The organism is Lentimicrobium sp. S6 (assembly GCF_013166635.1).
Classification (GTDB): domain Bacteria; phylum Bacteroidota; class Bacteroidia; order Bacteroidales; family UBA12170; genus UBA12170.
Genome location: NZ_JABKBZ010000018.1, coordinates 1 through 22,951 on the forward strand (window position 1 = coordinate 1; position 22,951 = coordinate 22,951).

Here is a 22,951-nt window from a genome sequence, read left to right on the forward strand (position 1 = left end):
TAAATCACAAATACTATCTGCTAATGTAGGTTCCTTACGTATTTTCATACCATAAAAATACAACTTATTTATCTGATATACAATTATATAAGGTGATTTATTTTGTTAATTACCATGCAACGGTCTTAAATCATTAAAAAATAGAGCTTAAACTATAGTTTGATAAACTTTTCTGAATAGATAAATTGATCAGAACTCAGCTTTATAAAATACAAGCCAATGGATAAATCGTGTATATCTATTCTACCATCTTCCATATCTTGAAATTCAAGAACCACTTCTCCTTTGATATTATAAATAGATATAGAATCGATTTGTTTGAGGTCGATAAATAGCAAATCTTTCGCTGGATTAGGAGATAGCAATAGTTTTTTTGAGGATGCTAATTCAGAAATATCATTTGCAAAATCGGAGAATAGCCAAAGGTAAGCCTCCTCAAATTCTGAGCGCCAAAAGGCCTCATTATGACCTTGATTTGACACCACTTTTGAGACTAATTTAGATTCACTAAAACCATAACTGATCAGATTATCGTGCATGGTCTCCATATCATTGACCATACTCGCTCCTTCTAACGCTCCAACCAATTGAAAAATCCTTTGGTTTTGAGGATTGGCATTTTCCGCAGTGAATGTCCAAACACTATCCGAATACCAATAGCTGGGACTAAACAAACCCGCTTTAGTGAAAACATCAGAATGCTCAAAAACTCCAAACTGAGAAATCAATCCTCCTAAGGAGCTTCCCATAATTCCTGTACTTTCTTTATTTGGTAGGGTCCGGTAATTTTCATCCACATAAGGCTTTAAGGTTTCTACAACGAACTCCATATATTCTCGTCCTTCCCCACCACCATATTGACTGTTTACCCAAGCAGAGTATTCATCTAATCGATGGCCTCCTCCATTATCTATTCCAATAACAATAGGCACTTGATAACCTTGACTCGCCAATTCATTTAAAGTCTCATCCACTTCCCATTCTCCGCTAAAAGAAGTAAAGCTATCGAATAGATTTTGTCCATCATGCATATATAATACTGGATATCTCATCTGACTTTCTTCATAACCTGGAGGAAGGTAAAGCCAAACTCTTCTGTTTCTATCTAGTTGGGGCATATAAAAATCCTCTGATAATATGCTTACATTTTCTGTAGCTGTAGAACCTCCTCCTCCACTTCCGCCATCGGCCCAAGTGGCAATTTGAAAGCTGATGGTTTCATTATTTCCATAGGTAAACTGACGATTTCCCATTTCTTGGCCATTTTCATCTTTCTCTACTGTTCCCCAATCGCCACGGGTAAATTTAAATTCTAGTAATGTTCCTTCTGATTGTTCTTCTAATATAATTTGAAATTTCCCATCAGCATTCTTCTCTAGTTTGAAGTTTTCATCTCCAGGGTTCCAGCCATTCATATTTCCAGCAATATAAATAAAATCCTGCTCTGGGGTATTATCAGGTATAGTCTCTATAACGAATGTGACTTGAGCTATGGAGACCAAGGAAATCCCAAGCAACCATAGAGTAAATATTTTTTTTTTCATACTTTAAGTCTATATTATATCAGTATTTAAAAAGCTTAATTAACATTATATTCATGATACAATCTCAACCACAAGGCATATGGTAAATCCCATGACCAAAATGTAGAATTCACTTCTGCAGTTATATCATTATGATGCATTAAGAGCGGGAACTCAGTAAAATATTTAAAATCTTCTTTAGCTAAAGCAATGAGCATTTCTAATGCCTTTTCTTTAGCCTTTTCGTTTTTTTCGTTTAAAGATAATTCCCGAATTAATTTTGCCATCTCAGAATAATAAACCTGAGATTTGATACTTTTGATTTTATCAGTAGATTTACTTTTAATCCCACAATCACAATTATCCATATCAATTTGTCCAATATAAAATAGCCATGGAGCCCTGTTGTTAAATACCCAATAATCAGAATTATTAACAATCTTATTCGATTTTATACTTAAACATAATTCTTTTGCCTCAGCAGGAGCAAATTTATATAAAAACAAATAAGCATGAATATTTGATATTAGATCCAACGGATTATTTTTCTCACCAACCTCTGGAAAGCCTTTTAGTCCATCTTTTCGAAACCAAGTATAATACAATCCATTCTCACTTTTATATTGTTTTAATGTGTCTAAGACTGATTGTATTAAAGAAGAATCGACATCAAAGCAAGTCCACCAAAACAAACTCGTAACATCCAAATCCTCAGGCAGATTCACATATCTTTTATAATACTTCAAAAGACCACTCTTACTATCCACCTGTGGCTTCACATATTGATACACATTTGAAATTAACGATGATACATCAAATTCATTAGAGAGAGGCTTAATCAAATTTGAAATTAGCATTCCAGTATATACCTCTAATTCATGACATAGGTTTCTGGGTATTGTATCAAAATTATAATCCTCCCTCCAGGTCCCGCATTTTAGCTGGCTTTATTGGAGTTTTTCAAATGCTTTATCGGCTAGATTTCCTAACTTATTTTGAGCATTCAATTTAGAACAGAATACAAATAACATACTAAATAGTAATGTTAAAAATGCGATTTTTCTTGCCAAATCTTTCATAATAAAGTTTTAAGTAATACTTCGAAAATCATATAAGAGCCGAAAATTAAATAAATGAATCGATATAAAGCTCTTAGTTTAGATACAACTTTAAAACCTAAATAATAACTCCTTATGTACACAATAATTGCAATAATAACAATTGCAGTGACTGTATTAGCCCAGATCAACATTGATAAATCAAGATTATCAATCAAGAAGTACAACATCGAATGTCCAAAGGTAAAAAATATTAATGCTGCATTTAAACTTGTTTTTTTTCCAAGTATTACAACATTAGTTCCAACACCGTTTATTCTATCTCCTTCATTATCCTGCAATTCCTGAATTAAATGCCCCCCTGCCAAAAAGAACCCTATGATAAACCCTATAAATATAGATAAACTTGAGATATCTCCAAAAATAGAAACGCCTAATTGAAAAGAAAACACACCTCCTAAAATATGTAGAAATGAAGAATATGTTGGTATTCCTTTTCCATGGTAACTCTGCCAAGAAGCAGAATATAAAAAACTTAATATTACCAAAACGATTCCAACAAACACAGAAGTGTAGGATAAGAAACTCAAAAAAACGAAAGCTCCAAAACCTGAAATGACGGATAATATCAATATGGCCTTTCGTGAAACCATATCAGCTCTAGACCTTTTGTTTTGATCTTTTAAATCTCTAGGATAATCAAACCAATCATTAATAGCGAACACGTGTACCGCAAGCAAGTATACGGCTACGATTGAAAACGCCAACTTAAATAGATTAACCTCCAAACCAACTTCTGATAAAAAAAACAATAAACCATCAATAGGAGAGGCTGCAAATACAGCGGAATCGATAAACCTTATTATTTTTATAACTTGAATAAACATAATTATCAAACATTCCTTATAAATTTGGTCAAGGGCCATCGATAGTTCATATGACTGTGTCAGCATTCCAGTTTTTCGAGCCACTCCAAAGTAAGCTTTCTAACCCAAATTCCAAACATTTTCAAGGGAATTTAATTGTTTATAATCACATACTAATGCTAAAAAATATTCTTTTTCCATTTACTATATCAAAAGCGTCAAACCTTTATTCATATATTTACCAAAATAATAATGCGAATGGACTATTTAGACCTCATCATAAATTTCACCCCCACTGGTATGATTCCTACCAAACAAAGCAATAGGAATGCCCCAATTTCAATTACGGAAATTATTGAAGATACACACCGAGCCTATGAGATTGGAATTAGCATGGTTCACATACATGCTCGCGAATACATATCAGGTGAACCTAGTTTTAAAAGTGAAATCTATGCTAAAATTATTGAAGGAATAAGAAAAATAAGTCCTGAACTAATTATATGCGCTTCTTTGAGTGGAAGAAATCATAAAGCTTTTGAACAAAGAGCTGAAGTTTTATCCTTAGATGGGAATTTAAAACCAGACATGGGAAGTTTAACATTAAGCTCCTTAAATTTTAGCCAAACAGAAAGCATGAATTCTCCGGAAATGATTCAAAATCTCGCGTTGGAAATGCAGAAAAAGAAAATACTTCCTGAACTTGAAGCCTTTGATTTGGGTATGGTTAACTACGCCAAATATTTAGAGCAAAAAGGACTTTTAGGGAATGCTCATTATTTTAATATCATATTAGGAAATATTGCAGGTGCGCAATCAGATTTATTGCATTCAGGCCTATTGATTAATAGCCTACCAAAGCATTCATTATGGAGTTTGGGAGGAATTGGGAATACACAATTACCCATGAATGCGCTTTCTATAGCTATGGGAGGAGGAGTTAGAGTTGGATTAGAGGATAACAATTGGTTTGATTGTGATAAGAAGACTTTAGCCACAAATATAGATTTATTGTCACGAATTCATTCTTTGGCAAAAATCCATCAAAGGAAGTTAATGACTTCTAAAAAACTTAGAGAATTATTAAATTTGGAAAGAGGATTTGGAGCTTACGGGCTTCAATCTTAAGAAAACAAAGAAGCAATGAGAATGATTAGAAATCTAATACTTAGGGCTAGACACAAAAAAGTCAAATTTTACAATATTAGTCTTACTGAAATACAAGATGATGTGGAGATTGGGGAAGGTAGTAGAATAGGATCCTTCACCTTAATTCAATCAGGGGCTAAAATTGGGAAAAACTGTACGATTGGTTCTTTTTGTAATATTTGTGGGGATGTGGAAATAGGTGATAATGTCTCTATTCAAACAGGATGCCATATTACTAGAGGAGTCAAAATAGATTCTGATACTTTCATAGGCCCTGGAGTGGTGACAATGAATGATAAGTATATGAATGATATTATTAGTCCACCAAGTATTGGTAGTCATACGAGAGTTGGAGGCGGAAGCTGTATCTTACCTGATTTACATATTGGAAAGAATGTTTTAATAGGCTCGGGATGTGTAGTTACCAAAAGCATTGCTGATGGTGAAAGAGTTTATGGCAATCCTGCTAAATCAGCCATTAAAAAAGCAAATAACTAGCACAAACAATACTGAAGTATTTTTTTACTTTACTTTCAGCAAATCATAAACAACACGAAACGGAAAAGTAAGGCCAAGCCCAATACGGTATGACCAGGATTTACTGATAGCCTCAATCCTGTCCTCTTTATTTTTTATTATTGCTAATCGATACTCCAGCAATTGGGCTTGTGTTCTAATTTCACTTCTAAGTTTCTTAAGTTCTGCGACCGAACTGATTCTTACTAATTCTTCTCTATGCAACTCCTTTAACTGATTAACCTTCTGTTCAAAAAGCGTAATTCTCAAACTTTTGTATTCTCTAATTACCCTAGCATCCTCCATTTTTTCAAAGTCAGATAGTGGTTCCGAAGATTCGATTACAGATTGATACATAGGAATCAAGGCATCCATAAACTGAGTAACTGATGCATCATTACGAATTTTCTCAGAAAGAACTTTATTCTCCTCTACATTATACTTTCTTATTTCCTCTCTAAGCAAATGAACATCATTCTGCTTCGTCATCGTTTTCATGCCAAAGTTCAGTCGCCTACATTGATCATAATTCTCACTAGTAACCATGCCGCCTAGTCCTCGGAAATCACTAATAATAACAGCAGCTCCACTTGACAAAGCTTCGATTGCTGCTTTTGCTTTTGCAAAAATAAGGTCATAATTATTCAATACCATCTCAGGATTAGAAAGAGATTCACCCAAGCCTGAGCCAATACCATCAAGCTCTATTCCTTCTGCTAAACATGCTTCTTGAATATTCCTGAAATGATTATCACTTGTAGCATAATTACTAAAAACCAGTGCTCTTAATGGTTTCTTCTTAAACTGGATCCTTCTTTTAAAACGATCAGTATCAACCCAATTATACAAAACTCCTGTCTTTTCCTTTTCAATTCTATTGTCAATCAATAGCCTATCTAGGCAATTATAATCTACGGCCATATATTTTCGTATTCCAAAATATCTAGGTGGGTGATCAACTAGGTGGATTCTATCGTGCTGGAAATAAACCACAGGAACATCTGGAAATCGACAAATGGCCTCCATTGTTGATATATAGTGATGAGCATGAATAAGATCTGGCTTAATCAACAATTTATCTATATCATCAACCACATTTATGCCCGCATTTCTAATGGCCTTAGACGTCTCACCTATAACTGGTGAAAAAACTTCAACATCAACCCCTCGATCCAATAAATTAATTGCTAAATCTCGAATATATACTTCTGTCCCAGTTAGATTTGCAAGCCAAATATTTACTAATAAGATATTCATATGCTGATTTTAAGGGAAATTTCCGATGTAAATACTGTATTGTGGATAATTAGGGTATGCAAAACTAAATCCAACACAAATTTACACTAATAAATCTAGGTAATTATAGAAGATTCATTTAAAAATTCTTGAAATAAATAGACTATAAGATTATCATTATTGAGTTTAGGCCGAACAGGTTTTTGTAAAATCTTTATTAAAAGGTATATTTTTATACAAATCTATAAAACAAAATAGTTATAGTATTTTTTCAAAAAAAGTATTAATATTGTTTATAAATAATGGAATACCATTCTATTTATACATAGCAAAAGAAACATGACTACCTAAACTCAATCAATGTCAAAAAGAAAAAAGCGAGCATCGAATATAGATTTTTTCAAAAAACACATTACACCATTAATGATTTCCATTATTGCTGTTTTAGGTTTTCTCATATATTCCAACACTTATCATGCTACGTTTCATTTCGACGACTTCTTTTTTATAAAAAATAATGATACCATTAAGAAACTATCTACCTTTTTAAGTTTAGATTATTGGTCAAACATCTATCAAAGGCCTCTTTCATCCTTTACTTTTGCCATAAATTATTGGCTCCATGACTTTTCCCTCTTTGGCTATCATTTCGTAAATATAGTAATGCATATATTAACTTCTATTTCAGTATATTTTCTTAGCATACTTCTTCTTCAAAATACAAAACAGTTTTCCAATCAAAACCAATCTATATCAAGGGCTATCGCTCTGTTTACCGCTCTTCTTTTCCTGAGCCATCCTATTCAAACACAGAGTGTCAATTACATTGTACAGAGAATGACTTTGATGGCTGGTCTGTTTTTCATTTTGGCATGCATCAGTTATTTCAAAGCCAGAATCCATTATTTCCACGGTGGAATTAAAAAGAGTTGGCCATACTATTTACTAACACTCATACTCTTTTATGCTTCTAGTTTTTCAAAGCAAAATGGTTTTGTTCTTCCTCTCTTATTATTATTAATGGAAATTGTTTTCATTAGAAAGCCCAACGGAGAGATGGCAAAAAAAACTATTTATAGTCTATCAGCACTCTATACCATTATTGGACTTGTAGTTTTAACTATAGATATTCTACCACAAGAAACCAATGATATTACAAGGTTTGAATATTTGGCCACACAAACCAAGGTGGTTTTTAATTACATCTACCTATTAATTCTACCTATCAATCAAAATTTCGACCCCTATATCATCGTTTCAAATAGTTTCTTGGGAACTTACGAATTAATTGCTACTATAGGACATTTAGGAATTATGACTTTAGGAATTCTTGTTTTCAAGAAAAACAAGCTCATCACTTTTGGTATATTTTGGTTTTACATTACACTTTTGGTGGAATCTTCTATTATTCCCATTAGGGATGTAATGTTTGAACACAGACTTTATCTACCTTCTTTTGGATATTATTTTATTTTCACCACCTTATTATTTCCATTATCTCTTCAGAAAACCTCTAAAACTAATACCATTTTAATATTTTCAACCATCATCTTAATCTTTAGTATGATGAGCTACAATAGGAACAAGGTTTGGCAAAACGAATTTTCTTTATGGTATGATGTCACAACCAATCCTCCCGTTAAGTCGAGGCCCTATAGATATTTGGGAGTAGAATACATTAGAATGCAAAAATATAATGAAGCTTTAAACGCACTTGATGAAGCTCTAAAAAGAGATCCAAGTCGTTGGCAAGAACACAATAATAAATCTACTATTTACCAAATCAAGAAAAACTACCCTGCTGCCATTAAGGAGTTGAATATTTGTATAGATATTGAACCCAATAAGGAAGAATTTTACATTGATCGTGCTTCATTATATCTTAAAATTAACAAATCAGACGAGTGTAAATCTGATTTACAGAGAGCAGTGTCAATCAACCCTAAAAATGTAAAAGCCCATTTTAATCTGGCCGTCTATTATCTGAATAAAGAAAAATACAGGAAAGCCTTTAAACATTTAAGTAAAGTGATAGCCCTTGACCCAAATCATATTGACGCTTATAACAATAGAGGAATCGCCATGCTAAATCTAGAAAAAAACACAAAAGCTATTTCTGATTTTTCAAAAGTAATTGAATTAGACCCTAGTAGAGTAAGTGCCTATAAAAACCGAGCAAAAGCTTACTTCATTCTTGAACAATATGGAAAAGCATCAAAGGATTACAGCAGTTTGATTTTCATTGACAGAAAAGATGGGAACGCATATATGAATAGAGCAACTTGTTATATTAAACTTAAAGACTTTAAATCGGCCTTTTTGGATCTTCAAAACGCAAAAAAACATGGTCAACAAATTTCGACAAAACTATATAACGAGGTAGAAGCATACAGTAAACAACAAAAATAATATATCGCAATCAAACAATAATCCATTCAATATTGAAGAATAAAAACAAGGTATTGATCATTATCCCAGCTTATAATGAAGCAGACAATATTGTTGGGGTTATCAATTCTATTTGGAATTTGGTTCCCGAATATGATATTGTGGTCATAGATGACGGCTCAAGTGATAATACTGCTTCTTTAGCTAAAGCTACTCAAAAAGCATTCGTAATATCTCTACCTTATAATATAGGAATTGGGGGGAGTGTACAAACAGGGTTTAAATTTGCTGAGAAACATGATTTTCAATATGCCATTCAATTCGATGGAGATGGACAACATCTAGTAGAAGAAATAGATAAAATACTGGATCCTGTAATAAATAGAGAATGCGACTGTGTCATTGGATCACGTTTTGTTCAAAACACCGAGAACTATAAGCCTGATTTTTTTCGAAAATTAGGAATATATATTTTGCGCTTTTTCAGTTATCTATATATGGGCCAAATAATTACCGATCAAACCTCAGGATTTAGAGCTTATAATGAAAAATGTATAGGATTATTAGCCGCCTATTATCCTAAAGATTATCCAGAACCTGAGCTTATTATTTTATTAGGAAGAAACAGATTAAAGATTAATGAAATACATACCCAAATGCGTGAACGACAAGGAGGAGTTTCCTCGATTCCAGTTTGGAAAGGCCCATATTATATCATTAAAGTTCTTGTGGCCATGTCGATGGCACGACTGAGAAAAAAAGAGATTGACCATAAGTAAAAACTAAGTCATGGATAAAATTCAAATCATTACAATAACAGGAAGTATTGCTTTAATTATTTTCATCATTTCGTTAATCAGAAATAGAAAACTCAAAGAAGAATATTCATTATTATGGTTGTTCTTTTCCTTTCTATTTTTAGCATTATCCATTTGGAAAGATGCATTGGATTGGTTTGCTGCAAAAATTGGAATATCTTATGCTCCTGCTGCACTATTCCTAATTTTGATCATGAGTATTTTTATTATGATGATAGAATTCTCTTTAATTATTTCGAAACAAAGCGAATGGATAAAGCAATCGGCACAAGATATTGGATTGATGAAGTCAGAAATTGAAAAACTGGAAGTAAAACAAAAAAAACTTGAAGAAGAGTTGAATAAAAAACCTAGAGCTTAATAACTCTACATTAATCTCTCATAAAACTCAAGATATTCTTGCACACTATTTTCCAATAAAAACAGACGTCGATCTTTATAAGTATATTTCTTCTGATAAGCTAGTTCTAAAGCCTCTAACAAACCTTGCTCGTTATGACTCCTCATCTCAATAAACCTTGTACTTACGGTCTCCTTTAAAGCTCCTTTTGCTGAAGTAATTACCGGTACATTAAGCATATTAGCCTCCACTGCAGCAAAACAAAAACCTTCACTATAGGAAGGAATCAATACACAACTGGAAGCAGAAACTTCCTTTTTAAGCTCCTCAAAACTTAAATGATGATATAGAGATAGCTGAGAACCTATATCTTTAAGCACATGGAGAATCTTAAGATAAAATGCTTTTGGTGTCTTAGGTATAATGAGTTTGAATTTAGCTTCTGGATGGTTATGAAGAAATTTCTGAGCTGATGGAATCATTAAATCTAATCCTTTAGATACGCCCAGTCGACCAAAGTAGGTAAAAGTAAAATCATTGGGTTCAATCTTCTCTTTCTGTTGATAATGTTCTGGACATATTCCATTATAAATCCTTATGATTTTTTCTGGAGATATATTTGCTTTGACCAATTCACCTTTTGTAAATTCAGAAACAGCAATATAATGATTGAATTTCAATTGCAGAATAAACCATTCATAAAAGGAAAAGAGTTTCTTTTGCAAAGCACTTAAGTAGGGTAATTCATTCCAAAGGTCTCCCCATACTTCATGAAAAGTAATAATGGACTTCTTTCTCTGGATTTTGGCTACCAACCAAGCTGGGAAAGCGGCATTATATGAAGTAGTATGAATGATATCATAGGACTTAGCAATGGCTAGAATTCTAAAAATACTAAAAAAAGTGAACAGGAAACGATTCGACAGGTTAAGCCTTGTGATCTTAACGCCATTTAGCATTTCGTCAATAGCAAGATTCTTATCAAATCGAGAGGTGACCACTTGAATATCATGACCCTCTTTGGCCAAGCTTTCACAAAGCTCCTTAAAAAGCTTTTCCACTCCACCAATATTGGGATAATAATACTCAAGGACAAATAGTATCTTCATGGATTCACTCCTTCTAATTTTTCTATGGCCAATAAAAAATCCTCAGCATACCTATCCCAAGAAAACTTCGCAGCCTGTATGATTCCCAATTGAATTAATTCTTCTCGCTTTGATTCATCATTATTTATCAAGCTCATTCTTTCTGCCAAGTCATTTGCATTTAAGCTGTTAAAATACAAAGCCCCTCTACCTCCCACTTCTGGTAAGCTGGAATTATTTGCTGCAATACATGCAGCTCCACATGACATAGCCTCTAATAATGGCAAACCAAAACCTTCATATAAGCTAGGATAAACAAATGCTCTGGATTGCGAATAAAGGGCAGGCATTTCTTCTCGTTCCACAAACCCTGTACAAATGATATCTCTTTTATTTGCGTGATTGGCTATAGCTTTGTCGAACTTTTCATTCATCCAACCTCCTCCGCCTATTATAACTAATTTATTATTAGAAGATTTGCTTTTCCTATATATGGCATAAGCTTCTAGTAAGGTCAACAAATTTTTTCGTGGCTCTAGAGTCCCAACATTTAGAATATAGGGAGCATCGATTTTGTACTTTTGTAAAACGTCTTGGTTTTGTGAAGGTTTGAAAAAAGTCTCTTTACCCAATAATATTGTCTTGGTTTTCCTTTTGCTATTCTCGCAATATCGGTTTACATCTCTAGTAGTATGCCTTGAATTGGTTATAATTAAATCTGCTCTTTTTAAAATACCTGGAAGAAATAATTTCTGGAGGAATCTGCTCAAGAAAGGGTGATAATGTGGAAATAGAATGGGTGTCAAATCATGAATAATTGTGATTCTTTTTATTCGTTTCTTTAGGTTAAACGGGCCAAAATGAGCTGGTTCAACAACCACATCAGGATTTAGCTTGTTTAAATATCGAGGTAAGGTGATAAACTGGCGAATGGGATCGTTGGACAAGAACCTAATGAAATTTGGGAAGGTAACTGCCGGAATATCTCCATCAATAAACTTAGAATGTATGGTTACAAAAGTAATCCTATATTTTGTATTGTGTTTATAAATATGACGTGCAACCTGCAGGGTATACTGAAATATTCCAGCAGTTTGCTTATCGATAGGATCACAAATAAATACAATATGCATAGGTTTTATTTTTCGAAATATGACTTTTGTCCCTTGATGATAAATTTATAAAAACTTTGAATATCTCGTTTTAAAAAGAATTCTTGTTTTCGTAGCAGTTTTCTCCAATTTATCCTCCTCAGCTTTTCCGATTCCTTTCTGGCCTTCATGACACGTTTCCAATCTTTAAATAAGATAATATATAGGGCATGATATTGAACTTTCAGATACTTAGGCCGCCAAAAAACAATATCAACAATAGTGATAAGAATAAACCTCAATATAAAAGGAAGAAAATATATAGCTATAATCTGCCAATGAACTAGTTTCAGATAAGTATAAAAAATATTGGTTTGTACTTTGAGGGTATAATTATAGTTAAATACTTTTTTTATGGATTGTCCCATTTTATGGAACACTATAAACTCTGGATTAAAAATACTTTTATAACCAGCAACAACTGCTCGTAATCCTAGTTCCGCATCCTCATAACCGGTCTCAAAATACTCATCAAAAACTCCAATATCTTGCAGCATTGTTACTGAATATAAAGTGGCACCAGCGCAAGCGCCCATATTTTCAAATAAACTTTCATAAGCTTCAATAGGTTCTTCATGACCGATTGGAATAATCTCTCCACTGGAGAGCATTTTATGTCCAGCATTGTCCATTTTTTCTCTATCCCAATAGCTCTGCATTTTAAATGCAATCATACCGACTTCAGTACCCAAATGATAATCCTTTACCTTTTCCAAACTATCTTTAGGTAAAAAAGTATCATTATTCAGAACAAAGATAAAAGGGTAACCTTCTGTTATCAGCTCTTTAAACATTCGATTATGGGCTCTTGCAAAACCAAGATTCTCCTCATAAAAAACACTTGTAATGATATTAATATTAGAAAACGCATTCTTCAACAGTGATAATTCCTCTTCTTTAGAATTATTATCCATCAAATAAATATGAAACCCACCATTATGATATGGTAAAATGGACTCAATACATTCTTTTGTATCTAAGAAACTATTCCAGTTTAATATGACGATAGGAATTTTCATTTACTTTTTATTCAGTATTAGGATTTTTTTGTTCTTGAATTTCCTCCAGCTCTTCTCTCCTTGAAGGCCAAACAATTGAGAAATCCTCAGAACCTAGAGTAAGGTTTGGTGAATATGCAGGATCTTTTTCAATCCAATTTCTCCATTTATTCTGCATATAAGCTATCTCCTTGTCAAAACGTTCTTTTCTCTCCCCTTCTAGATCTTCACCTCTCGATACACTTTCGTGATGATATAATTCAGCAAAAGGAGTCCAAACAATTCTATGACCCATTTCTCGTATTCTCAAGCACAAATCTACATCATTAAAAGCAACCACTAAGTCCTTCTCGTTAAATCCTCCAATTTCCTTAAAGAGCCTTTTAGACAAAAGCATGCAAGCCGCAGTAACAGCAGAAAACTCTTGCATTAAGGCAGCTCTGTTAAAATAGCCTCCATTGGCTCTATACACCCCTTTGTGGGAATGGACGGCTAAACCACCAGGACCCAAAATAACTCCCCCATGCTGAATAGTTTCATTAGAATAATAAAGTTTAGCACCAACAGCTCCTACTTTATCTTGAATGGCAATACTCAACATCTCGGCCAACCAATTTGAAGAAATAATCTCTGTATCATCATTAAGGAAACATATATAAGTTCCTCTACTCTGCACAACCGCTCTATTATTAATAGCGGAATAATTAAACTCACTATTATCTATTATAATTTTGATTTCCTTGTATTGTTTAATCTCTTCCAGATACTTAAGCGCATTAGTATCAGTAGAACCGTTGTCAACAATTAATATCTCAAAATCCACATGAGCTGTTTTTTCCAGAATACTGGGGATACATTTTCTCAAATACTTAAAATTATTCTTGGTTGGGATAATGATACTCACCAATATTGATGTTTCAGGCAAATGATATTTGACTCTATACATTTGGTTTTTGAGAATCTCTACCGAAGCATGCAACTTCATTCTTCCGATATGCTCCTCAAGAGCTGCTTTGGCTGAGGTAAGGGCATATGGTTTCTCATCAATTCCCGATGCAGTGCTGTCTTTATGAAGGCGCCAATGGTATAACACCCTTGGTATATGAGCAATTTGAGAAGCCTCAATTTTCTCAATAAATCGAAGCGCCAAATCATAATCCTGAGAACCTTCGAATCCCTTTCTGAAGCCTCCAATTTCTTTCATGATTCTAGTATCATATACACCTAAATGACTGACTAAATTTTGGGATAAGAATAGACTATAATTCCAATCACATTTAAAATATGGATCGGAATATTTGCTTTTTTCATCCATCTTGTCTTCATCAGAATAGATTATTTTAACACCAGGTTTATCATTTATTTCTTTTACCACCCAGAATAAAGCATCTGAAGCTAAAATATCATCATGGTCTAACAAAGCTACATATTCTCCCTTCACAATTTCTAAAGCACTATTCGAAGCTTCAGATATATGCCCATTTTCCTTACGAAAAACCACATTAATTTTCACATCCTCCTCTTGGTACTTTTTTAATAAGGAAATAATATTTTCATTAGTTGAAGCATCATCAGCTATACACAATTCCCAATTAGAATAGCTTTGATTTCTAATGGAATCAATGGCTTCAATCAACCATTCTTCTTTAGGATTATATGTGGGCATTAAAACAGAAATCAAAGGCTTATTGGAAAAACTATCAAGGTAGTTTTCCATAAGGTTCTTGCTAGTTTCAGTTTCTATATATTGCTTATAAATATAAGATGTAGCCTGTTTATGATTGGAATAAGCAATAGCACTCTCTTTCAAATGGAGTATTATAAATCTAGACTTGGACAATACTGCTTTTAAGCCGCCGACTTTATAGGTTTCCATAATACTTTTAAAAAACACCCGGGAACCAAAAGTATTACAAATAAAGGAGTAAATAAACCTATAGAATTTTATAATCATTGACCATTTTTAAGAAAATAAATTTGTTTATTGAGCCACTAAAGGAGGTAAAGGTAATATTTATATTTTTTTTCAAAGTAAAAAAAACATCAAAATATTATATTTTAAATTGAATACTACAAACTGCCAAATAACTACAAAGAACATTCGATTCTAATAAAAGAAAAATTATTTTTACCATTATTTATTAGCAAGCTCATTTATGACATTACAATCTCTACTAAATAACATATCAGCACAAAGGATATTTCTAATTGCTTCAATTATCTGGGGAAGTATCATGGTGTTTTTGCTCCCTCCATTTATGGTTCCTGATGAACCTGCACATTTCTACAGATCTTATCAAGTTTCAAATCTAGAGTTTGAAGCACAAGTAACTGACAACAGATTAGGAGGTGAAATACCCAAAGGTTTGATTGAATTTAGTCAATTAATACATGAAACATTATTAAATGGGCAAAAAGCTAATCAAGAATTTTATCAAAATGCATTAAATATACCTTTACAAAAAAATAAATTAGTATTCGTTTCTTTCCCAAACACCTCTCTTTATAGCCCTATTGCATATTTGCCACAAGTTATTGGGATTTCCATTGGCAAGATTTTCGATGCTTCTCCACTAGTTTTATTGTATTTAGGACGTATTTTCAATCTAACTTTCTGGATAGGGATTATTTATTTTGCTTTAAAAATTATCCCAATATATAGATGGCTATTTCTACTATTGGCTCTATTGCCTATGTCTGTTAACCAAGCAGCTTCACTGAGTGCTGATACTTTTGTGAATGGATTATCCTTTTTATTTATTGCCTATATTTTTCGATTAGCATTTGACTCTGAGAAATATTTTAAAAAAAAGGACTATTTTTCACTTTTAATCATCATTATACTCATAGCCTTTGCCAAAAATATATATTTTTTCTTGCTCCTTCTATTCTATATTATTCCCCGGGAGAGGTTCAATTCCAGAAGAGAACAAAACTTATTTTTCATTTACCTACTCATTCCGACGCTAATAACTCTAGCCGTCAATTCATTATGGGTCAACCATCTATTATCACTAATTCACCCTATTGAATCCTTCCATGGTTCTGCTCCTGAGTTTCCTCAAATAAATCCTGCTGAACAGACAAAAGGAATCCTTGCCAATATTCCAGGCTTTATACTTCTGGTTATCAAATCATTTTACCATTATTTCGACATGTGTTCAAAATCATATATTGGAATTTTAGGATGGATGAATATTTTGCTAATGAACCCATTTTATATATTCGCATATGTGTCGATAATTGTCTTGGCCATATTTGAATCATCAAAAGATGTAGTAATAAATATCCGACAGAAAACTATCATGTTCCTTACCTTCTTAGGAATCATATTCATCTTTTCATTTACCATGTATTTAAGCTGGTGTAATGTTGACGACCCTATGATAGGCAACCTTCAAGGCAGATATTTTATACCTATCATGCCATTGTTTTTCTTTTTGCTCTACAACAATAGAATTAGGATTAATCATGCAATAATCAAAATAGGTTCTATTTTTTTTATATGTGCCTCATTTACTGTTAGCTTTTTTGCTATCCTAAATTTTTACTATCAGTATTAAGCTCCATCAAACTTTATTATCAATAGTGAGATAAAAAGCTATCTTTGATTATCAAAATAGCAAAAACAACCCACAAGTAATTACATGAAGAAAAAAGCATTTATAACTGGAGTTACAGGTCAAGATGGTGCATATTTAGCCCAATTTCTATTAGAAAAGGGATATGATGTAGCTGGTGGATATAGAAGGCTGAGTAATATTAATTTTTCTCGACTCGATAAATTAAACATTACAAACGATATTAAACTAGTTGAGACCGACTTACAAGATACTAGCAATTTAGTAAGAGTTATTCAAGAAGAACAACCAGATGAGGTATATAATTTAGCAGCTCAAAGTTTTGTTGCGCATTCTTTTAAAAACCCTATTTTAACAGGAAATGTTACTGGAATAGGTGTTACAAATATTTTAGAAGCTATTAGAATTATCAATACTGATATAAAATTCTATCAAGCATCAACTTCTGAATTATTTGGGAATGCAAAAGAATCTCCACAAAATGAAAACACTCCATTTTTCCCCCGAAGCCCATATGGAGTATCAAAACAATATGGCCATTATGCCACTATAAACTACCGAGAATCATATGATATTTTTGCTGTGGCGGGAATATTATTCAATCATGAATCTCCTTTAAGAGGCTTAGAGTTTGTGACAAGAAAAATCACCAATGCTGTTGCTCGTATTCATTTGGGGAAACAAGACTATTTTGAAATTGGTAACCTTGATGTAAAAAGAGACTGGGGTTATGCCAAAGAATACGTGGAAGCTATGTGGCTAATGCTGCAAACAGAAAAACCCGAAAATTATGTATTGGCTACAGGAGAAAACCATTCTGTTAGAGAATGGATAATTAGGTGTTTTGAACTCTTAGGTAGAAAAATAGTTTGGCAAGGAGAAGGTGAAAACGAAGTGGGAAAGGATGCTAACACAGGGAAAATACTTGTAAAGGTAAACCCTGAATTTTATAGACCTGCTGAAATATACAATCTAGTTGGAGATTATTCTAAGGCAAAAAAAGAATTGGGTTGGGAGCCTGTAGTCAAGTATCAAAAACTGGTAGAAATAATGTTAAAAGCCGATATCGATAAAGAAAGTAAATAGACGAGCATGTCCATAATAACGTTTTTCAATAAGAAAATTCTTGCTCTAAAGCCAAATAAAGGAAATCCCTACAATTATCATTTAGATCGAGTTATTAGAACAAAATATCGGCACACAACCCATGATAGAATTTTAATAAATGGATGGTTTCATAATGGAGTATGTCCCAGTAAACCTTTCCTTGAATTATTCTATGATGAGAAACTTTCTGGTAAAATCCGACTGAATCAAGTCCGAATAGATGTTGAAGATATATTTGGCAAATGCAATTATGATACTGGCTTTTTAAGCATTTTTGATGTTCCTGCTGGAGCTAAAAATATTCAAATTATTGAGCCAAAATCTAAGCAAGTCTTATATGAGCAAAATATTGCAGATTTAATGCATGAAGAAATATCTGATTACGAGTATCGCAGTCAAAAAGCCATACAAGACATCCCCCTCAAATTAAGACAGGATATGGCCAAAAAGCTTGACGATTTTGAATTTGAGTCTGGTGGAGGAAGCTATCAGCAAACATATTTTTCCTTGCTAAAATACTTTTCCCAAACCAAAAGCACAGAGAAAGGATATAATATTTTTGGATATATTTCTGGAGTATTTGGTTTGAGTGAAGCAGCTAGAGCTTATATTGATTCATTATTTGAAGCAAAAGAGAATTTTATATTAGTGGATTATGCGGAACCTTCACATGCTAAGATATCACCAGAAGAAGAGGCCAAATATATAAGTCGATTTTATCAGCCTTTTAAATACGACACCAATATCTTCCTTCTAGATGCAGGAATCATAAGAATATTACTAGATAACTGTCCAGAGATATTTGAGAATAAAAAGAATATTCTCTCTTTTTGGTGGGAGTTTGAAACAGGCTTTGAAGATCGAGTTCCACTCCTGAATACATTTGATGAAATTCTAGTATTTAGTGACTTTATTAAAGAAGTGCTCAACAAGGTTCCGAATCGGAAATTTAAAGTCCGTAAAATAAAATACCCTTTTTATATAAAATGGCAAATTGAAGAAAATGCTTCTATAATCAAATCAAGATATGGCTTGGAAAACAAATTCTGTTTCTTTTTTAATTTTGACTATGCCAGTGGCTATAACAGGAAAAACCCAGAGGCATCTTTAAGAGCATTTTTTGAGGAGTTTAAGAACGAAGATGATGTTCTAATACTATATAAAACCAATAGTAATAATACACATCAGGAAAGGTTAGAAAAGTTCAACAAGCTGATTGAGCAATACCAATTAGAAGACAAGGTTCTTATTCTAGATAAATCATTTACTAAAAATGGTATAATGACCTTGCTAAATGCTATGGATTGTTATATATCACTTCACAGAGGCGAAGGGTTAGGGCTTGGTATTTTGGAAGCATTGCATTTAAATATTCCAGTAATAGCAACAGATTACGGTGGAAACGCTGAGTATATGAATCATCACTTGGCACATCCTGTTTCCTTTGAGTTAATACCCACCAAAGATGACTATGAGATATACAAAAATGTAAAGGAATGGGCAGAGCCCAGTCATGAAATGGCCAAAAAGCTGATGAGAGAGGTCTATGAGAACGCGAATACGCGGTTCAATAACTAATTTTTAACGCTATTGGCTGACAATAACCTATTCGCAAATCAATCTTTCATTAATCTATTCCTACATTTGGTGAACAAAATATAAGGTATGCCAAGAAAAAGAATTCTTTCAAAAAACAAAATGGTTTCCATGTCAGATGATTGGTATGAATTAACCGATATTGATCATTTTTGGCTTCAATGGAGATTTCGCATTTTCGCTCAACTGATTCATCCTTTTCTAAAAAACGATTCACAAGTTTTTGAAATCGGCTGTGGCAATGGAATTGTCATGAAACAATTTGAGAATACTTATCATCAAAGTATTGCTGGTTGTGATTTAAATCAATTTGCCATTGACCATATAATTGAAGATTTGAAAGGCACTGTTTATACTTATGACATTCACGATAGGCATAAAGATTTATTAGAAAAATTCGATATCATCATTCTTTTTGATGTGATAGAACATATTGAAGATGAAAAATACTTTATTGAAAGTGCATTAGCCCATTTAAAAAAAGGAGGGAAATTAATCATTAATGTTCCTGCACATCAGTGGCTCTATTCTAGGTATGATAAAATTGTTGGCCACCTAAAAAGATATAACAAGAAAGATATTAATGCCATAGTCAACCAAATAGATGGCAGTTCTGTAAATCATAAATACTGGGGATTCAGTCTTATACCACTTCTGTTAGTCAGAAAGCTCTACCTGGTTTTTCAGAAAGAAGAAAATGTGATTAGCAAAGGATTCAAACCTCCTCATCCATTAGTTAATAGTATAACAAAACTCATCATGAAACTAGAAACTGCTATTCCGCTAAATCTTCCAATTGGAGCATCTTTAATGTCAGTTATTGACAAAGAATAACAAAGTTTGATTTCTATTCACTTGTTACTTCTTTATTTTTAATTCTCTGCTGAACAATATAATGAGGCCTATTTTTCACCTGAAAGAAAATGCGTAATATATATTCTCCAATGACTCCAATGGCCATTAACTGAAGTCCTCCGAAGAGAATAATAACAAATAATAGCGCTGTAAATCCAGACGGGACATCCCCAATAAATATTTTCCTAAACAAGGTGATTATAAAATATATCATAGAAATAGTAAAGGCCGAGGTACCTAAAACCATAGTAAAGCGTATGGGATATTTACTAAAATTAAATATTCCGTTCATAGCTAAACTGGTCAAATTCTTCAAGCTATACTTAGAATCTCCATTTTTCCGTTCTTCCCTATGATATGGAATACCAATTTGCTTAAAACCAACCCAAGCTCGTATTCCTCGCAGAAACCTACCCTCTTCAGGTAGCTTGTTAATTTCGTCTACAACTCGCCTACTTAAAAATGAAAAATCGCCGCTATCCAGAGGAATATGAATGTAGGCAAATCGTTTCATAATTTTATAAAACCATTGGTAGGCTATCCTCAACAACAATGCACCTTTTCTCTCTTCCCTAATAGCATAAACCACATCATTACCTTTTTTATATTCTGCATAAAAAGCATCTAACATTTCGGGTGGATCTTGAAGATCACCATCAATAATCATCACCCCCTTTGTTGCATTTACAGATTCTAAACCTGCAGTTAATGCCATTTGATGGCCAAAGTTTCTAGATAAAAATATCGATTGATATGTGGAGTTTTTAAATGAAAGCTCCTCCATCATTCTTGTGGTAGCATCTCTACTTCCATCATCTACAAGAATAACTTCTATTCGAAACTCGCTATTTTCTATCAAATCATCTATTCTTTTAATGAGTTTTTTAAAGCTATCCTCCTCATTATACAATGGAATTATTATATTTATCTCAGGTGTTGATATCATGATATTAAGTTTTCTCAGTTATTTAATTACCACACTACGTTCTGTTTCTTTAACCTCCAATATATTACCATCATCATTATACAGAACTATGGCAATCTTGTAATCTCCGGGTTTTAATTGCGACAAAAATTTGAAATAGGAAAAATCAAATCCACATTTTTCACTTACATGAGAATAGGTGTTTCTAAAATGCCCAACAACCCCTTTTCTAAGGACAAGATTTGTTTTAAAGTATTTCTGATTTTCATGGCCAATAAAAGCAATTCCTATTTGGGCTTTCTTCACATTGGAATCACTCGAAAATGCCCATCCATCTATCTGCAAATGCTGCTCTGAATCCTCATATCGATCAAATACCATTACCACATTAGAGCTTGCAGAATCAAAACCAAACAATTCAATCTCCCCTGTTACAAATTGAAGTTCTTCCATTTTTGGTGGATGATAATATCCATTTTTAATAGCATTACTGATAAGTTCTGATGCAAATTCATTATTTGGAGATTGTAAAATAGTGTTTGAAGGATCTTTATAGTAACTTATTAAACCATTAACCTGCTTGGTCTTATGTATATCAAGAGCAATCATATGATGTTGTAATCTCAAGAAATAAAAAGCACTACTTATTCCTAGAAGGAAAATGATTACAAACTTCTTAGGCCTCTTTAAATCACCAATAATAATTAAATATAAAACGATGATAAACATTACCGAACGTAATGCATACCTTGGTGCAGTTGCCCCATAAAACCCTCCTCCGGAACGTGAAATTGCAGCTGCCATAGCTGATAATGCTATAAAAAACAAAAATGCAAAAGCGACAGAATATTTATCCATCACTTTCCATTTCTTCCAAAACATTAGTGCAGAAATTGATATAACTACGGCTCCAATTAATGGTAAAAACCGCAAATGATATGGAATAATGGGGATGCTAATTCTAGCGAAAAAAGCCAAGAAATACTGTAGAGTTTGAAACGGGTGATTGAGAAATGCCAATTTTGAACCTGTGCCAGCAATAAAGTTATAATTGGAAAAATAGAATATCAAAGATAAAATCATGAACAGCGCCCAAATTAATAGCTTTTTATATGATTTATCTTTAGCAAACCCTAACACAACAAATCCAGCAAAAAACACAAACATTCCACTTCCGAAAGAAAACGTAGCTAGCATAGCAAAGAAAATAGAACCCATAAAATGTGTAGCCTTTGGCTTAGACAACAAGTATAAGGATGATATAGCAAATAAATATTGATTTATTCCACTTATGGTTAACATTGACCAATCTGATATTTCGTGTATAGGAATAAATAATAAGAATATAATAGGAAGAAATAAGAACAGATCACCATTATACATTTTGTTGATTCTATACAACACATATAATAGTCCAAACATTCCCAGATTCCCTATAATAGCCAGCTGCCTGTAGTCTAGTTCTCCGTTAATTAAAAATTGCAAGGCTATGGAGAAGAAATAGGAGAATATTCTATGTTCATTTGCTTGACTAAAAAGCAATTTAATTTTTTGTAAAAAGCTTTGGTTATCAAATTTCTCAATCCATGCTAAAGAACAATAGTACTCGTCGAAAAATGGTATATTAGTAGTATAATGAAACACTAAATAATAGTATACTATAATGGCAATTGAGGATAAAAACAGAGCCATTAGAAAAAAAGCATCTCTCTGTTTATACTTCATCTTCAAACTGGAGATTAATTGTTTCATCGCT

Annotated in this window: 19 protein-coding genes; 9 read left to right on the forward strand and 10 right to left on the reverse strand. The window is 32.9% G+C overall.

Translation table 11 applies throughout. From position 1 onward, the window contains the following. Positions 1 to 152: 152 nt before the first annotated feature. The 3 genes from HNS40_RS08155 to HNS40_RS08165 all read right to left on the reverse strand — a co-directional run bounded on the left by HNS40_RS08155 (position 153) and on the right by HNS40_RS08165 (position 3,507). On the reverse strand, positions 153 to 1,544 hold the full coding sequence (locus HNS40_RS08155) for an alpha/beta hydrolase-fold protein (protein WP_172279554.1): 1,392 nt from the start codon (positions 1,542 to 1,544) through the stop codon (positions 153 to 155). 35 nt (positions 1,545 to 1,579) lie between these two features. Continuing rightward, on the reverse strand, positions 1,580 to 2,365 hold the full coding sequence (locus HNS40_RS08160; protein WP_172279556.1) for a hypothetical protein: 786 nt from the start codon (positions 2,363 to 2,365) through the stop codon (positions 1,580 to 1,582). 233 nt (positions 2,366 to 2,598) lie between these two features. Next, the gene (locus tag HNS40_RS08165; RefSeq protein ID WP_172279558.1) at positions 2,599 to 3,507 is read right to left on the reverse strand and encodes a UbiA family prenyltransferase; all 909 of its coding nucleotides are present in this window, start codon (positions 3,505 to 3,507) and stop codon (positions 2,599 to 2,601) included. Between the two features lie 198 nt (positions 3,508 to 3,705). Here HNS40_RS08165 and HNS40_RS08170 point away from each other — a divergent pair, with 198 nt between their 5' ends. Both HNS40_RS08170 and HNS40_RS08175 read left to right on the forward strand, forming a co-directional pair. Next, positions 3,706 to 4,575 (forward strand): 3-keto-5-aminohexanoate cleavage protein, encoded by an 870-nt coding sequence (locus HNS40_RS08170; protein ID WP_172279560.1) that lies wholly within the window; start codon positions 3,706 to 3,708, stop codon positions 4,573 to 4,575. 21 nt (positions 4,576 to 4,596) lie between these two features. Further along, positions 4,597 to 5,094 (forward strand): acyltransferase, encoded by a 498-nt coding sequence (locus HNS40_RS08175; protein ID WP_172279562.1) that lies wholly within the window; start codon positions 4,597 to 4,599, stop codon positions 5,092 to 5,094. Between the two features lie 24 nt (positions 5,095 to 5,118). Here HNS40_RS08175 and HNS40_RS08180 read toward each other — a convergent pair whose 3' ends face one another. Next, the gene (locus tag HNS40_RS08180) at positions 5,119 to 6,369 is read right to left on the reverse strand and encodes a glycosyltransferase family 4 protein (RefSeq protein ID WP_172279564.1); all 1,251 of its coding nucleotides are present in this window, start codon (positions 6,367 to 6,369) and stop codon (positions 5,119 to 5,121) included. Between the two features lie 339 nt (positions 6,370 to 6,708). Between HNS40_RS08180 and HNS40_RS08185 the strand changes: the two genes are divergently transcribed. Genes HNS40_RS08185 through HNS40_RS08195 form a run of 3 tightly spaced genes read left to right on the forward strand, consistent with a single transcriptional unit; the run spans position 6,709 to position 9,915 of the window. After that, positions 6,709 to 8,757, forward strand: a complete 2,049-nt coding sequence (locus HNS40_RS08185) for a tetratricopeptide repeat protein (RefSeq protein WP_172279566.1) — start codon at positions 6,709 to 6,711, stop codon at positions 8,755 to 8,757. 32 nt (positions 8,758 to 8,789) lie between these two features. Next, positions 8,790 to 9,515: a glycosyltransferase family 2 protein gene (locus tag HNS40_RS08190; RefSeq protein ID WP_172279568.1), complete on the forward strand. Its 726-nt coding sequence runs from the start codon at positions 8,790 to 8,792 to the stop codon at positions 9,513 to 9,515. A gap of 10 nt (positions 9,516 to 9,525) precedes the next feature. After that, complete coding sequence (locus tag HNS40_RS08195) at positions 9,526 to 9,915, forward strand: DUF2304 domain-containing protein (protein WP_172279570.1); 390 nt, start codon at positions 9,526 to 9,528, stop codon at positions 9,913 to 9,915. 5 nt (positions 9,916 to 9,920) lie between these two features. On the opposite strand, the gene HNS40_RS08200 is transcribed toward HNS40_RS08195, so the two are convergent. Genes HNS40_RS08200 through HNS40_RS08215 form a run of 4 tightly spaced genes read right to left on the reverse strand, consistent with a single transcriptional unit; the run spans position 9,921 to position 15,085 of the window. Next, positions 9,921 to 11,003: a glycosyltransferase family 4 protein gene (locus HNS40_RS08200; protein WP_172279573.1), complete on the reverse strand. Its 1,083-nt coding sequence runs from the start codon at positions 11,001 to 11,003 to the stop codon at positions 9,921 to 9,923. Continuing rightward, positions 11,000 to 12,115: a glycosyltransferase family 1 protein gene (locus HNS40_RS08205; RefSeq protein WP_172279575.1), complete on the reverse strand. Its 1,116-nt coding sequence runs from the start codon at positions 12,113 to 12,115 to the stop codon at positions 11,000 to 11,002. Before HNS40_RS08205 ends, HNS40_RS08200 begins: the two co-directional genes overlap by 4 nt. A gap of 5 nt (positions 12,116 to 12,120) precedes the next feature. Continuing rightward, complete coding sequence (locus HNS40_RS08210; RefSeq protein WP_172279577.1) at positions 12,121 to 13,152, reverse strand: glycosyltransferase; 1,032 nt, start codon at positions 13,150 to 13,152, stop codon at positions 12,121 to 12,123. 7 nt (positions 13,153 to 13,159) lie between these two features. Next, entirely contained in the window at positions 13,160 to 15,085 is a 1,926-nt protein-coding gene (locus HNS40_RS08215; RefSeq protein ID WP_216664159.1) for a glycosyltransferase, read from the reverse strand. Positions 15,086 to 15,287: 202 nt separating this feature from the next. Here HNS40_RS08215 and HNS40_RS08220 point away from each other — a divergent pair, with 202 nt between their 5' ends. The 4 genes from HNS40_RS08220 (at position 15,288) to HNS40_RS08235 (ending at position 20,249) form a co-directional block, all read left to right on the forward strand. Continuing rightward, the gene (locus HNS40_RS08220) at positions 15,288 to 16,694 is read left to right on the forward strand and encodes a DUF2142 domain-containing protein (RefSeq protein WP_172279579.1); all 1,407 of its coding nucleotides are present in this window, start codon (positions 15,288 to 15,290) and stop codon (positions 16,692 to 16,694) included. A gap of 84 nt (positions 16,695 to 16,778) precedes the next feature. Then, entirely contained in the window at positions 16,779 to 17,798 is a 1,020-nt protein-coding gene (gmd, locus tag HNS40_RS08225; protein WP_172279581.1) for a GDP-mannose 4,6-dehydratase, read from the forward strand. Positions 17,799 to 17,804: 6 nt separating this feature from the next. Then, complete coding sequence (locus tag HNS40_RS08230) at positions 17,805 to 19,397, forward strand: glycosyltransferase (RefSeq protein ID WP_172279583.1); 1,593 nt, start codon at positions 17,805 to 17,807, stop codon at positions 19,395 to 19,397. An 87-nt stretch (positions 19,398 to 19,484) separates the two neighbouring features. Further along, positions 19,485 to 20,249, forward strand: coding sequence for a bifunctional 2-polyprenyl-6-hydroxyphenol methylase/3-demethylubiquinol 3-O-methyltransferase UbiG (locus HNS40_RS08235; protein ID WP_172279585.1), 765 nt, complete (start codon positions 19,485 to 19,487; stop codon positions 20,247 to 20,249). A 13-nt stretch (positions 20,250 to 20,262) separates the two neighbouring features. Here HNS40_RS08235 and HNS40_RS08240 read toward each other — a convergent pair whose 3' ends face one another. Next, on the reverse strand, positions 20,263 to 21,216 hold the full coding sequence (locus HNS40_RS08240; protein WP_172279587.1) for a glycosyltransferase family 2 protein: 954 nt from the start codon (positions 21,214 to 21,216) through the stop codon (positions 20,263 to 20,265). 18 nt (positions 21,217 to 21,234) lie between these two features. Continuing rightward, positions 21,235 to 22,947 carry a hypothetical protein gene (locus HNS40_RS08245; RefSeq protein WP_172279589.1) on the reverse strand — a complete coding sequence of 571 codons (1,713 nt, stop codon included), beginning with the start codon at positions 22,945 to 22,947 and terminating at the stop codon, positions 21,235 to 21,237. Positions 22,948 to 22,951: the final 4 nt, after the last annotated feature.

Coding starts and splice junctions, on each gene's coding strand:
- HNS40_RS08155 (WP_172279554.1), bottom strand. CDS start 1,544: ATGAAAAAAAAAATATTTACTCTATGGTTGCTTGGGATTTCCTTGGTC.
- HNS40_RS08165 (WP_172279558.1), bottom strand. CDS start 3,507: ATGGCCCTTGACCAAATTTATAAGGAATGTTTGATAATTATGTTTATT.
- HNS40_RS08170 (WP_172279560.1), top strand. CDS start 3,706: ATGGACTATTTAGACCTCATCATAAATTTCACCCCCACTGGTATGATT.
- HNS40_RS08175 (WP_172279562.1), top strand. CDS start 4,597: ATGATTAGAAATCTAATACTTAGGGCTAGACACAAAAAAGTCAAATTT.
- HNS40_RS08180 (WP_172279564.1), bottom strand. CDS start 6,369: ATGAATATCTTATTAGTAAATATTTGGCTTGCAAATCTAACTGGGACA.
- HNS40_RS08185 (WP_172279566.1), top strand. CDS start 6,709: ATGTCAAAAAGAAAAAAGCGAGCATCGAATATAGATTTTTTCAAAAAA.
- HNS40_RS08195 (WP_172279570.1), top strand. CDS start 9,526: ATGGATAAAATTCAAATCATTACAATAACAGGAAGTATTGCTTTAATT.
- HNS40_RS08200 (WP_172279573.1), bottom strand. CDS start 11,003: ATGAAGATACTATTTGTCCTTGAGTATTATTATCCCAATATTGGTGGA.
- HNS40_RS08205 (WP_172279575.1), bottom strand. CDS start 12,115: ATGCATATTGTATTTATTTGTGATCCTATCGATAAGCAAACTGCTGGA.
- HNS40_RS08210 (WP_172279577.1), bottom strand. CDS start 13,152: ATGAAAATTCCTATCGTCATATTAAACTGGAATAGTTTCTTAGATACA.
- HNS40_RS08215 (WP_216664159.1), bottom strand. CDS start 15,085: ATGATTATAAAATTCTATAGGTTTATTTACTCCTTTATTTGTAATACT.
- HNS40_RS08220 (WP_172279579.1), top strand. CDS start 15,288: ATGACATTACAATCTCTACTAAATAACATATCAGCACAAAGGATATTT.
- gmd (WP_172279581.1), top strand. CDS start 16,779: ATGAAGAAAAAAGCATTTATAACTGGAGTTACAGGTCAAGATGGTGCA.
- HNS40_RS08230 (WP_172279583.1), top strand. CDS start 17,805: ATGTCCATAATAACGTTTTTCAATAAGAAAATTCTTGCTCTAAAGCCA.
- HNS40_RS08235 (WP_172279585.1), top strand. CDS start 19,485: ATGCCAAGAAAAAGAATTCTTTCAAAAAACAAAATGGTTTCCATGTCA.
- HNS40_RS08240 (WP_172279587.1), bottom strand. CDS start 21,216: ATGATATCAACACCTGAGATAAATATAATAATTCCATTGTATAATGAG.
- HNS40_RS08245 (WP_172279589.1), bottom strand. CDS start 22,947: ATGAAACAATTAATCTCCAGTTTGAAGATGAAGTATAAACAGAGAGAT.